The organism is Alloyangia mangrovi, assembly GCF_002300555.2.
GTDB lineage: Bacteria > Pseudomonadota > Alphaproteobacteria > Rhodobacterales > Rhodobacteraceae > Salipiger > Salipiger mangrovi.
The window spans coordinates 56,494-68,066 of sequence record NZ_NTHN02000020.1 but is presented as its reverse complement, the minus strand read 5'-3'; the positions used below and the strand labels follow the sequence as shown (position 1 = coordinate 68,066).

At 66.8% G+C, this 11,573-nt stretch carries 14 protein-coding genes and 2 pseudogenes; 12 read left to right on the top strand and 4 right to left on the bottom strand.

What is annotated here, in order from left to right; translation table 11 throughout:
* Position 1 precedes the first annotated feature (1 nt).
* A complete protein-coding gene (locus tag CLG85_RS12645; protein WP_095883719.1) occupies positions 2 to 493 on the top strand; it encodes a flavin reductase family protein in 492 nt (163 codons plus the stop codon).
* An 82-nt stretch (positions 494 to 575) separates the two neighbouring features.
* On the opposite strand, the gene CLG85_RS12640 is transcribed toward CLG85_RS12645, so the two are convergent.
* Positions 576 to 995, bottom strand: a complete 420-nt coding sequence (locus CLG85_RS12640) for an acyl-CoA thioesterase (RefSeq protein ID WP_095883718.1) — start codon at positions 993 to 995, stop codon at positions 576 to 578.
* 280 nt (positions 996 to 1,275) lie between these two features.
* Between CLG85_RS12640 and CLG85_RS12635 the strand changes: the two genes are divergently transcribed.
* The 6 genes from CLG85_RS12635 (at position 1,276) to CLG85_RS12610 (ending at position 6,136) form a co-directional block, all read left to right on the top strand.
* Positions 1,276 to 3,561, top strand: a complete 2,286-nt coding sequence (locus CLG85_RS12635) for a bifunctional salicylyl-CoA 5-hydroxylase/oxidoreductase (protein ID WP_095883717.1) — start codon at positions 1,276 to 1,278, stop codon at positions 3,559 to 3,561.
* A gap of 90 nt (positions 3,562 to 3,651) precedes the next feature.
* Positions 3,652 to 4,302 (top strand): SDR family NAD(P)-dependent oxidoreductase, encoded by a 651-nt coding sequence (locus tag CLG85_RS12630; RefSeq protein WP_311734991.1) that lies wholly within the window; start codon positions 3,652 to 3,654, stop codon positions 4,300 to 4,302.
* Positions 4,299 to 4,727 (top strand): acyl-CoA thioesterase, encoded by a 429-nt coding sequence (locus CLG85_RS12625; protein WP_235865498.1) that lies wholly within the window; start codon positions 4,299 to 4,301, stop codon positions 4,725 to 4,727. The genes CLG85_RS12630 and CLG85_RS12625 overlap by 4 nt, the downstream gene beginning before the upstream one ends.
* 13 nt (positions 4,728 to 4,740) lie before the next feature.
* Entirely contained in the window at positions 4,741 to 5,154 is a 414-nt protein-coding gene (locus CLG85_RS12620; RefSeq protein WP_095884049.1) for a RidA family protein, read from the top strand.
* Entirely contained in the window at positions 5,147 to 5,539 is a 393-nt protein-coding gene (locus CLG85_RS12615) for an acyl-CoA thioesterase (RefSeq protein ID WP_095884048.1), read from the top strand. Before CLG85_RS12620 ends, CLG85_RS12615 begins: the two co-directional genes overlap by 8 nt.
* Positions 5,540 to 5,671: 132 nt before the next feature.
* Positions 5,672 to 6,136 carry a MarR family winged helix-turn-helix transcriptional regulator gene (locus CLG85_RS12610; protein WP_095884047.1) on the top strand — a complete coding sequence of 155 codons (465 nt, stop codon included), beginning with the start codon at positions 5,672 to 5,674 and terminating at the stop codon, positions 6,134 to 6,136.
* 83 nt (positions 6,137 to 6,219) lie between these two features.
* Here the strand turns inward: CLG85_RS12610 and CLG85_RS12605 are convergent, their stop codons facing one another.
* From CLG85_RS12605 to CLG85_RS12595, 3 genes are read right to left on the bottom strand one after another with little or no spacing between them, the layout of a single operon-like run.
* Complete coding sequence (locus CLG85_RS12605) at positions 6,220 to 7,029, bottom strand: SDR family NAD(P)-dependent oxidoreductase (RefSeq protein WP_095884046.1); 810 nt, start codon at positions 7,027 to 7,029, stop codon at positions 6,220 to 6,222.
* Positions 7,026 to 7,868 (bottom strand): fumarylacetoacetate hydrolase family protein, encoded by an 843-nt coding sequence (locus CLG85_RS12600; protein WP_095884045.1) that lies wholly within the window; start codon positions 7,866 to 7,868, stop codon positions 7,026 to 7,028. Before CLG85_RS12600 ends, CLG85_RS12605 begins: the two co-directional genes overlap by 4 nt.
* A 26-nt stretch (positions 7,869 to 7,894) precedes the next feature.
* Positions 7,895 to 8,323 (bottom strand): cupin domain-containing protein, encoded by a 429-nt coding sequence (locus CLG85_RS12595; RefSeq protein ID WP_108970575.1) that lies wholly within the window; start codon positions 8,321 to 8,323, stop codon positions 7,895 to 7,897.
* A gap of 359 nt (positions 8,324 to 8,682) precedes the next feature.
* On the opposite strand from CLG85_RS12595, the gene CLG85_RS12590 reads away from it, so the two are divergent.
* From CLG85_RS12590 to CLG85_RS12575, 5 genes and pseudogenes are all read left to right on the top strand, one after another.
* Complete coding sequence (locus CLG85_RS12590; RefSeq protein WP_095884043.1) at positions 8,683 to 9,474, top strand: cyclase family protein; 792 nt, start codon at positions 8,683 to 8,685, stop codon at positions 9,472 to 9,474.
* 19 nt (positions 9,475 to 9,493) lie between these two features.
* Positions 9,494 to 9,625: pseudogene (locus tag CLG85_RS27740) on the top strand (FAD-dependent oxidoreductase); the annotation flags it as partial.
* Positions 9,626 to 10,211: 586 nt separating this feature from the next.
* A pseudogene (locus CLG85_RS27735) lies at positions 10,212 to 10,334 on the top strand (hypothetical protein); the annotation flags it as partial.
* A 178-nt stretch (positions 10,335 to 10,512) separates the two neighbouring features.
* A complete protein-coding gene (locus tag CLG85_RS12580; RefSeq protein ID WP_260349010.1) occupies positions 10,513 to 11,067 on the top strand; it encodes a phytoene desaturase family protein in 555 nt (184 codons plus the stop codon).
* Positions 11,064 to 11,510 carry a MarR family winged helix-turn-helix transcriptional regulator gene (locus tag CLG85_RS12575; protein ID WP_095884042.1) on the top strand — a complete coding sequence of 149 codons (447 nt, stop codon included), beginning with the start codon at positions 11,064 to 11,066 and terminating at the stop codon, positions 11,508 to 11,510. The genes CLG85_RS12580 and CLG85_RS12575 overlap by 4 nt, the downstream gene beginning before the upstream one ends.
* The last annotated feature ends 63 nt before the right edge of the window (positions 11,511 to 11,573 follow it).

The following is an 11,573-nucleotide window of genomic DNA, read 5'->3' as shown; positions in this document are numbered from 1 at the left end:
CATGGCTGTCGACATCTCGACCTTCCGCGAGACAATGGGGCTCTTTCCCGGGGCGGTGACGCTGATCACCACCGGCTCGGGCGAGACCCGGCGCGGCATCACCGCCACCGCGGTCTGCTCGGTCACCGACAGTCCGCCGAGCCTCTTGGTCTGCGTCAATCGGCGCACCGGCACCTGCCAGGAGATCGCCCGCAGCGGCCGCTTCAGCGTGCAGCTGCTCGGTCAGGGCCAGGCGGATGTCGCCATGGCCTTTGCCGGGGCGCAGGGCCAGAGCGGGCTCGAGAAGTTCGCCATCGGCCAATGGTCGAGCTGCCCGCTCGGCCTGCCCCGGCTCGCGGGCGCGCTGGCCTCCATCTCCTGCGAGGTGGTCACCGCGACCGAGGCGGGCAGCCACACCGTCTTCATCGGGCGGATCGAGGATGTCGCTCTCGCGGGCGGCGAGGCGCTGGTCTTCGCCCGCTCGAAATTCCATCGGCTGGAGTGCGTGGCCTGATGCGCCTCACGGCACCGTAAGAACAAGGCGCCCCGGCAAATCCCTGCCGGGGCGCTTTCCGTTTCAGCCGAGAGGTTGCGGATCAGGCCGCCATTTCCGGGTGCAGGTAGAGCTCGAGCCCCTTGCGGCAGTCTTCGGGCCAGGGGTGCGACTTGTGGTCCTTGGTCGAGGTCATCACGATGAGCTGCTCGATGGTCCAGATCACCTCGCCTTCGACGGTGACCACCGTGTAGAGATCCAGCGACGACTTGCCGATGCGGCGGACATGCACGTTGAACTCCAGCACGTCGCCATAGACGGCGGGTTTCTTGAACTCGATGTTCATCTTCACGCTCGGCAGGCCAAGGTGCCGTTCGAACATCAGCTCCTTCCAGGTCACGCCGAAAGAGGCGAACATGGCCTCGTTTACGTCGACGAGCATCGACAGGTAGGCCGGATGGTAGGCGATCCCGGTCAGATCGCAGTCGCCGAACCGCATGGGTTTCTGAATTTTGAATGGCATTCGGGGTCACTCCGTGTCCTGCCCGACCCGATCGGTGTAAGACGCCCTTGTCAGGCCAGCGAGTCGGCGTATCTAGATATTTTATGTCTAAATAATAGTCAGGCCCGAGGGGACGTCAAGAACCGTGCGAAACTGCCAAGTTTTCTCGAGAATTAGGCGCTGAGGAGGAAGGTCCCAGCGCGAGGATCGGCGCAGATGCTTCGGATTCAAGTTATTTTAGTCTTGAAGTAATTTTCCGAGAAGCTAATCTACAGGAAACCAAACAGGGAAGCTGCGTCTCATGCAAATCGCCGTCCTTGGCGGGGGCCCCGCCGGTCTCTACTTCGCCATCTCGATGAAGCTGCGCGATGCCGCGCATGACATCACCGTCTATGAGCGCAATCGCGCGGATGATACCTTCGGCTGGGGCGTCGTGCTCTCGGACGAGACCATGGCGAACTTCGAAGACAACGACCCGGTCTCGGAAAAGATGATCCGCGACAAGTTCGCCTACTGGGACGACGTCAAGGTCGTGCGCGGCAACGAGGCGATGACCTCGGGAGGCCATGGCTTCTGCGGCATCGGCCGCAAGCAGATGCTCCTGCTCCTGCAGCAGCGCGCCCGCGAGCTCGGCGTGAAGCTGGAATTCGAAACCGACATCACCCCCGAGAAGATCGAGGAACTGAAGGCAAGCAACGACCTGCTGGTCGCCGCCGACGGTCTCAACTCGAAGACCCGCAGCCACTACGAGGACAAGTTCCGTCCCGAGATCGACATGCGCCGCAACCACTTCGTCTGGCTCGGCACGCATCAGAAATTCGACGACGCCTTCACCTTCATCTTCGAGAAGACCGAGCACGGCTGGATCTGGGCTCACGCCTACCAGTTCGATGACGACACGGCGACCTTCATCGTCGAATGCGGCCCCGAGACCTACGAGGCCTTCGGCTTCGACAAGCTCAGCCAGCAGGACAGCATCGCGCTCTGCGAGAAGATCTTTGCCAAGCATCTCGGCGGCCATCCCCTGATGACCAACGCCAACCACATCCGCGGCTCCGCCTGGATTCGCTTCCCGCGGGTGACCTGCGAGAGCTGGTTCTTCGACAACATCGTGCTGCTCGGCGATGCTTCGGCGACCGCGCATTTCTCGATCGGCTCGGGCTCCAAGCTCGGTATGGAAAGCGCCATCTCGCTGGCCGAGGAACTGTCGCGCGACAAGCCCCTCGCCGAGGCGCTGCAGACCTACGAGGACGAGCGCAAGCTGCAGGTGCTGCGGGTGACATCGGCGGCGCGCAACTCGACCGAGTGGTTCGAGGAGGTCGAGCGCTACCTCGGGCTCGACATGATGCAGCTCAACTACGCGCTGCTCACCCGTTCGCAGCGGATCAGCCACGAGAACCTGCGCCTGCGCGATCCCGAATGGCTGGCCTCCGCCGAAAGCTGGTTCCATGCACAGGCCGGCAGCAACTCCAACCGACGTCCGATGTTCGCCCCCTTCAAGCTGCGCGAGATGGAGCTGAAGAACCGCATCGTCGTCTCGCCCATGGCCCAGTACAAGGCGACCGGCGGCATGCCCAACGACTGGCATTTCGTGCATTACGCCGAGCGCGCCAAGGGCGGCGCCGGGCTGGTGTTCACCGAGATGCTCTGCGTCTCGATGGAGGGCCGGATCACCCCGGGCTGCCCCTGCATCGGCCCCGAGCAGGTGCCGAGCTGGAAGCGCCTCACCGACTTCGTGCACGCCGAGACCGATGCCAGGATCTGCGCCCAGATCGGCCACGCGGGCCGCAAGGGCTCGACCCGTCTCGCCTGGGACGGCATCGACAAGCCGCTCGCCGAGGGCGAGAACTGGCCGCTGCTCTCCGCCTCGGCGATCCCGCTGATGGAGGGCAACGTCGTCCCGAAAGCGATGGACCGCGCCGACATGGACATGGTGAAGGCTCAGTTCGTCGAGAGCGTGCGCGCCGCCGAGGCCGCGGGCTTCGACATGATCGAGATGCACGGCGCCCACGGCTACCTGCTGGCCTCCTTCATCTCGCCGGTCACCAACCGCCGCGAGGACGAGTACGGCGGCAGCCTCGAGAACCGCATGCGCTACCCGCTGGAGGTCTTCGCCGCCATGCGCGCCGAATGGCCCGCGGCAAAGCCGATGACCGTGCGCATCTCGGCGCACGACTGGATGGGCGAAGATGGCGTGACCCCTGAAGAGGCCGTGCAGATCTCGGCCATGTTCAAGGCTGCCGGAGCCGATGCGATCAACGTCTCCTCGGGCCAGACCGACAAGGCCGAGCAGCCGGTCTACGGGCGCATGTTCCAGGTGCCCTTCGCCGACCGCGTGCGCAACGAGATCGGCGCCCCGACGCTGGTCGCGGGCAACATCTACGAGCCCGACCACGTCAACTCGATCCTGATGGCGGGCCGCGCCGACCTCGTGCTGCTCGCCCGCCCGCACCTCGCCGATCCCTACTGGACGCTGCACGCGGCGGTCGATCTGGGCGACACCGAGCAGGCCTGGCCACTGCCCTACGAGGGCGGACGCCGGCAGGCCAACACGCTCGCCGAGCGCGCCAAGGCGATGGCCACATGAGTCTCTCGGGCAAGACGGCCTTCGTCACCGGCGGCGGCTCGGGGGGGCGGCGCGACCCTCGCGCTCGCCTTCGCCGAGGCCGGGGCCGAGGTGGTGATCTGCGGGCGCCGCATGGAGCCGCTCGAGACGGTCGCGGCGCGCCACCCGGCGATCCGTGCCACGCTCTGCGACATCACCGTCGAGGCGGCGATCTCCGCCGCCATCGCCGAGGCGTCGCCCGACATCGTCATCGCCAATGCCGGCGCCTCCGAGAGTTCGCCCTTCACCCGCACCGAGCTTGTCGCCTTCGAGCGGATGGTCTCGGTCAACCTCACCGGCACCTTCCTGACCCTGCGCGAGGGCGCCAAGGCGATGAAAGACAAGCCCTGGGGCCGGCTCATCGCCATCGCCTCGACCGCCGGGCTCAAGGGCTACCCCTATGTCGCCCCCTACGCGGCGGCCAAGCATGGCGTCATCGGGCTGGTGAAATCCGTGGCGCTGGAGCTGGCGCGCAAGGGCGTCACCGTCAATGCGCTCTGCCCCGGCTTTCTCGACACCGAGATGACCGAACGCTCGATCGCAAATATCGTCGAGAAGACCGGCCGTTCCACCGAGGAAGCCCGCGCCTCGCTCGAGGCGACCAACCCGATGCACCGGCTGGTGCCGCCCGAGGACGTGGCGCGCGCCGCGCTCTGGCTCTGCGGCGAGGGCTCCGACATGGTCACCGGCCAGGCGATCTCGATCTCCGGAGGCGAGACGTGAGCGAGATCTTCACGATCCGCAGGCAGGTGGAGTTCAACCACTGCGACCCAGCCGGGATCGTCTTCTACCCGCGCTATTTCGAGATGATCTCGGCCGTGCAGGAACGCTTCTTCGCGGATGCGGTCGGCATGGGCTGGGACCAGATGATCTCGGGCAGCGGCATGGCGACCCCGATGGGGCAGATCGACTGCCGCTTCCATGCGCCCTCGCGGCTTGGCGACTGGCTCGACCTGTCGCTCGGGGTGAAGCGGATCGGCCGGTCTTCGGCCAGCTTCGCCATCACCTGCACCAGCGGCGACGAACGCCGCTTCACCTGCCAGGCGACGGTGATCCACGCCGATGTCGCGCAGGGCACCTCCGCCGCATGGCCCGCCGAGATGCGCGATGCCATGACCCTCTACCTGATTGCCAAGACCCCCGATTGAGAAAGACCGACGCATGACCGCACTGACACCCCACATGTTCCTTCAGCCCGACGGCTGGGTGCCCGCCAAAGGCTATGCCAACGGCATGCTGGCCGAAGGCCGGATGGTCTTTACCGGCGGGCTCGTCGGCTGGAACGCGCAGCAGGAATGGGAACATGCCGACATGGTCGGCCAGTTCCGCCAGACGCTCGAGAACATCGTCGCCGTGCTGGACAAGGCGGGTGCCCGCCCCGAGCATCTCGTGCGCCTGACCTGGTACATTACCGACAAGCAGGAATACCTCGACAACCTGCGCGCCTTCGGCGCCGCCTACCGCGAGGTGATCGGCCGCCACTTCCCGGCCATGGCCGTGGTCCAGGTCTGCGCCCTGATGGAAGACGCCGCGAAGGTCGAGATCGAGGCGACGGCGGTCATCCCCCATGGCTGACGCCGGGACTGACCTCGCGGTGCGCCCGGGCAGCGCGCCGCGCATCCTCGCCGTCGCGCCGCAATCCGAGACCACGGCCCGCGGCCCGGTCTTCGGCGGCTGGATCCTGTCGCAGCTCGACCATGGCGCCGGGCTTGCCGGCCGGAAGATCTCGGGCGGCGACGTGGTGATCGCGGCGCTCAAGGAGGTGCAGTTCCATGCGCCTCTCTACGGTGGTGAGGAGTTCGCCCTGCACGCCGATCTCAGCCGGCGCGGCAACAGTTCGTTCAACCTTGCCATCTCCGCCTGGGCCGAGCCCGACGGCGCCTGCCGCCGGATCCTCAGCGCCGACGTGCTGCTGGTGGCGATCGACGAGGCGGGCAAGCCGCGCAAGCTTCCGGCCTGAAGCATTTCCGCGCCACTGACCCGTCAGACCACGGCACTTTATGGCTTTTCGATTGCGCCCTGCCGGAATACACGCAACCTTTAAAGTCGAGACCTGAAACGGTTTGGCACAATTTTCCGCCGAGAGTGACTGATGGAACAACCGACCGAACACGAGGTGACCGATGAGCACCTCGCCCGCCAGCGCCTGCGACTCTGGCTGCAGATGCTCAAGGCCGTGCGCCACGTCGAGGGCACCCTGCGCGAACGCCTTCGGTCGGGCTATGACACCACCCTGCCCCGCTTCGACGTTCTGGCCGCGCTGCACGCCGCGCCCGATGGGATGAAGATGAGCGAGCTGTCGCAGCAGCTTGTGGTCTCGAACGGCAATGTGACCGGCGTGGTCGACCGGCTGGTCGCCGACGGGCTGGCCGAGCGCCAGACCATGGAAAGTGACCGCCGCGCCTTTCGCGTGCTGATCACCCCCGCCGGGCGCACGCTGATGGACGAGATGGTCGCCGAGCACCTGCGCTGGATCGACGGCATGTTCTCGGAGATCTCCGAGACCGACGCGGCACGCGGCATCTCGATCATGCTCGACATTCGCAACAAGCACTGAACCGGGCGCCGGACACGGCAAGGACGGGAAAAGGCCCCCGCAGGTGATGCGGGGGCCTTCTCGATTGTCAGCTGACAACTTGGTCAGAGCAGCCCGGTCTCGCGGGCGACGCGGCGGTAGCCGGCGCCGGCGGTGAAGCCGCCGTCGATCACGAAATCCTCGCCGGTGATGAAGCCCGAGGCCTCCGACGCAAGGAAGAGCACCAGTTGCGCCACCTCGGTCGCCTCGCCTGCGCGCTGCATCGGGGTCATGCCGATCATCGGCCCGAGGTGTGGCGAGCCGCGGTTGAGGTCGGTGACGATCAGCCCCGGGCAGATCGCGTTGACGCGCACGCCCTGCTCGGCGAATTCCATCGCTGCCGTGCGCGTCAGGCCCCGCAGTGCCCATTTCGACGAGGTGTAGGCCGGGTCGTAATGCCCCGAGAAGGCGCTGTTCGACGAGATGTTGACGATCGAACCGCTCCCCGTCGCGGCCATCATCGGCGCCGCGAGCTTGATCCCGATGAAGGCGCCGGTGGCGTTCACGTCGAGCACCTTGCGCCATTCCTCGACCGACATGTCGCGGATGATCTTGCGGTTGATGATCCCGGCGTTGTTGACCAGAACGTCGAGCCGCCCGGTCCACGCCTCGACCTCCGCTAGAGCCTCGGCCCATTCCGCCTCGGAAGTAACGTCGAGGCGCTTGAAGCGGACCGCAAGACCCTCGGAGGTCATCCGCTCGGCAAGGGCGACGCCCTCTGCTTCGAGCACATCGCAGATCAGCACCGATGCGCCGGCGGTGGCCAGGAGTTCGGCCTCGATCGCGCCCTGCCCGCGCGCCGCGCCGGTGACGATCGCGGTCTTGCCCGAGAGGTCGGTCAGCGCGGACTTCAGCCCGTTGAAATCGATGCTCATGCCTGCACCATCAGCTGGCGCTGCTCGCCAAGCCCGGTTGCGCCGAGGGTGACCACCTGACCGGCCTTGAGGAAGGTCGGGGGCTTCATCCCCAGGCCGACGCCCGGAGGGGTGCCGGTGGCGATGATGTCACCCGGTTCGAGCGTCATGAACTGCGAGATGTAGTGCACGAGATGCGCGACGCCGAAGATCATCGTCTTGGTGTTGCCGGTCTGGCGGCGCTCGCCGTCGACGTCGAGCCAGAGGTCGATGTCCTGCACGTCGGCGATCTCGTCCTTGGTCACCATCCACGGGCCCACCGGGCCGAAGGTGTCATGGCTCTTGCCCTTGATCCACTGGCCGCCGCGCTCGGACTGGAAGCGGCGCTCCGAGACGTCGTTGACCAGCGCATAGCCGGCGACATGATCGAGCGCCTCGGCCTCGGAGACGTATTTGGCGCGGGTGCCGATCACGATGCCGAGCTCGATCTCCCAGTCGGTACGGTCCGAGCCGCGGGGGATTTCGACGTTGTCATAGGGGCCGCAGAGCGCGGTGGTCGCTTTGCCGAAGAGCACCGGCTCGGCGGGCGGCTCCTTGCCGGTCTCGCGGGCGTGGTCGGCGTAGTTGAGGCCGACGCAGAGGAACTTGCCGGGGCGCGCGATGGCCGAGCCGATGCGCGGGGTGCCCTCGACGCGCGGCAGCGTGGAGAGATCGAGCGCGGCGATGCGGGCGAGGCCCTCGGGCGAGAGCGTCGCGCCGTCGATGTCGGCGACGATGCCGCTGAGGTCACGAATAATGCCGTCCGCGTCGAGAAGTCCCGGGCGCTCGGCGCCGACGGGTCCGTAGCGAAGAAGTTTCATGCGATGATCCTTTCAGGCCACACCGATCAGGCGCGGCGGTAACCTTCGAGCGCCTCGTCCGGCACATCCTCGAGGTTCTCCACCAGGTTGTCCGGCGTGCGGCAGGTCAGCCAGACGAGCTCTTCGGTGGTGCTCATGTTGACCTCGACATGCGGCATGAACGGCGGGACGAAGACGAAGTCGCCCTCGAACATGTCGATGTATTCCTTGTAGTCGTCGCCGAAGTAGATGCGGCCGTGGCCCTTCAGCACGTAGCCGCCGGTCTCGCATTCCTGGTGGTGGTGCGGCGGCGAGCGGTGGCCCGGCTCGTTGGTGACGCGGCCGAACCAGATCTTGGTGGCCGGCGTGTGCTGCGGGCTGACACCGGACTTGCGGACGCAATCGCCCGATTGCTGGGTGCCTTCGTCGAGTTCTGCGGACCGCGTGACGACGGGAACGACTCGTTGCTGGGTCATCTGACTTCTCTCCCTGGACAGACCGTGCGGCATGGTGGCCGCGTCGGGATGAAGGCTAGTGCCATTTATTTTAGGCTTCAAGTTGTTTCTTCCAGACCTGCGACTGAAGGGCAGTGCGCCCTGCAACGATCGTCGTCCAAGCCATCTCCGCGAAGCGCATCCCTTGCGTGTATTGGCCTAATGTATGCTCAAATTCGCAGCGATCACGATAGTCCTGCCGCGGCGAAGGATCGATCAGGGCCGAAAAATGACGGGATTATAAATTTCGTTCTTGAAGAAAAAAATTATATGTATTTGCATGTACCTCAAAGAACGACCGGCCAACGAGTCACAGAGACCACCACAGGGAGACCTTCAGAATGACCAACCAAGACGCCCTCGCGACGCTGGCCAGCGGCCTGCTCGACGGCTCGATCAAGGTGATCGACTGCACCGCCCCGCTCGGCCCCGACACGCCGCTGCTGAAGCTGCCGCCGGAAATCGCCGACGACACGCCGAAGATCGAGATCCACAAGATCTCCGAGTACGGCGACCGCGGTCCGTTCTGGGCGTGGAACTGGCTGAAGATCGGCGAGCACTCGGGCACCCACTACGATGCGCCGCACCACTGGATCACCGGCAAGGACTATGCCGACGGCTCGGTCGACACGATCAACCCGCAGTATTTCGCCGCCCCCGCCAATGTCATCGACTGCTCGAAAGAGGCCGCCGAGGATGCCGATTTCCTGCTGACCGTCGAGCACGTCAAGGCCTGGGAGGCCGAGCACGGCGAGATCAAGGAAGGCGAATGGGTGCTGATGCGCACCGACTGGGACCGGTTCAACACCGACGAGGCCGCCTATCTTAACGCCGATGAGGCAGGCCCGCACACCCCCGGCCCGACCGCCGAGGTCATCCAGTACCTGATGGAAGAGAAGAAGGCGCTCGGCTGGGGCACCCAGTGCATCGGCACCGACGCCGGCGCGGCGGGCGGCTTCGAGATCCCCTTCCCCGCGCACAACCTGCTGCACAAGCACAATCGCTACGGGCTGGCCTCGCTGACCAACCTCGACAAGCTGCCGGCCAAGGGCGCGATCCTCGTCGCCGCGCCGCTGAAGATCGTCAAGGGCACCGGCTCGCCGATCCGCGCGCTGGCGCTGGTCGCAGCCTGAGCCAAGGGAGCGCCTGCCGATGACCGCCCCGACCTCTCCCGACGTTGCCATCATCGGCAGCGGCATCAACGCGCTGACCGCGGCGGCCCTGCTCGCCCGGTCGGGCAAGCGCGTCGCCGTGTTCGAACGCGAGGCGGTCGCGGGCGGCTGCATGCGCTCCGAGGAATTGGCCGAGGGGGTCACCTACGACCCCCTCGCCACCACCTTCGTTCTGTGGGTGACCGGCGGGGCGCATGGCGCGCTCGGCGCCGATCTCGCGCGGCACGGCGTGGAATTCTGCGCCACCGACACGCCGACCGGCGTGCTGCTGCCGGACGGGCGCGCGCTGACCTATACCACCGACCGCGCCGCCAACGTCGCCGCCTTCGATGCCGCCCATGACGGTGACGGCGCGCAGCTCGCGCGCGATCTCGACGCGTTCGGGGCCGACGCGGGGCTGCTCTTTGGCCTGATGGGGGGCGATCCCTGGTCAAAGCAGACCGCCAAGCTGCTCGCCAAGGAGGCCTGGAAACGCAAGCCGCGCGGCCTTGCCACGGTGATGGGCGGGGCGCTGCAGCCGATGCGCTCCTGGCTGGAAAGCGCCTTCGAAAGCGATCTCTCGCGGGCCCTCTGGGCGCCCTGGTGCCTGCACGCGGGGCTGGGGCCGGAAGCGGCCTTTTCGGGGCAGATGGGCAAGGTGATCGGCTTTGCGCTCGAGGCCGCCTCGGCCCCGGTGGTCAAGGGGGGGCGCCTCCAACATGGTGCGCGGCCTGATTGCCATCATCGAGGAACATGGCGGCAGCGTCCGCACGTCGGCCGAGGTCGCCGAGATCACCCGTGACGGGGATCGCGCCACCGGCCTGCGCCTCGCCAACGGCGAGACGATTGCGGCAAGGACGGTGCTTGCCTCGGTCACCCCGCAGCAGCTTTACGGCACGCTTGCTGCCGAGCCAGCGCGCAAGGATGATCTGCGCAAGTATCAGTACGGCAAGGGCAATTTCCAGCTTCACTACCTGCTGAACGGGCCGGTGAAATGGAAGACCGGGGGGGCTCGAGAAGGTGCAGCTGCTGCATCTGACGCCGGGGCTCGACGGCGTGTCCAAGGCCGGCAACGAGGCCGAGCGCGGCATGCTGCCCGAGGTGCCGACGATCTGCGTCGGCCAGCCCTGCGCCGCCGACCCGAGCCGCGCCCCCGAGGGGCAAAGCGTGCTCTGGCTGCAGATGCCCGAGGCACCGCGCCACGTGAAAGGCGATGCCGCCGGGGAGATCGACGTGCCCGCCGACGGCACCTGGACCGAGGCCCTGCGCGAGGCCTATGCCGACCGTATCGAGGCCATCCTCGCGCGGCACATCGACGGCTTTTCGGAAAGCGTGGTCACCCGCCGCGCGATCTCGCCCGCCGATCTCGAGGGCTACAACATGAACCTCGTCGGCGGCGATCCCTACGGCGGCGCCTGCACGCTCGACCAGTTCTTCCTCTGGCGGCCCTTCGCGGGCAGCACCCGCCACGGCACCGACCTCAAGGGGCTCTACCACATCGGCGCCTCGACCCATCCCGGGCCGGGCCTGTCGGGTGGCTCGGGCTTCCTGGTGGCGAAGGAGCTGGGCGCATGACGGGCGCGCCCAAAGACCTCGAGGCCTTCACCCCCTACCTGCTGAACCGCATCGGCGCGCGCTACAACCGCAGCGTGGAGACCGCGCTCAAGGAGGTCGGCGTCTCGGTGCCGCAAATGCGGGCGCTGGCGGTGCTGGCAGAGAGCGGACCCTACACGATCACCGAGCTCTCGGTGCTGACCGTCATCAAGCAGCCGACCCTGTCGCGCACGCTCGATGCGATGGAGAGCGCCGGGCTGGTCCGGCGCGAGGCGCAGGACGGCGACAGCCGGTTCCGCAAGATCAGCCTCACCGACGCGGGCCGCGCCGCCTACGAGACCGCCTGGCCGGCGATGCAGGCGATGCGCGACCGCATGCTGCAGGTGCTCGACGAAGGCGAGCGCGCAACGCTGAACGATCTGCTGCAGCGCGTGCTGCACGACATCCGACACCACGATTTCTGACACGAAAAGACCGGACGGGCCCCACCTCTGAACGGCCCGCGACCGGCACCCAAGGAGACCACC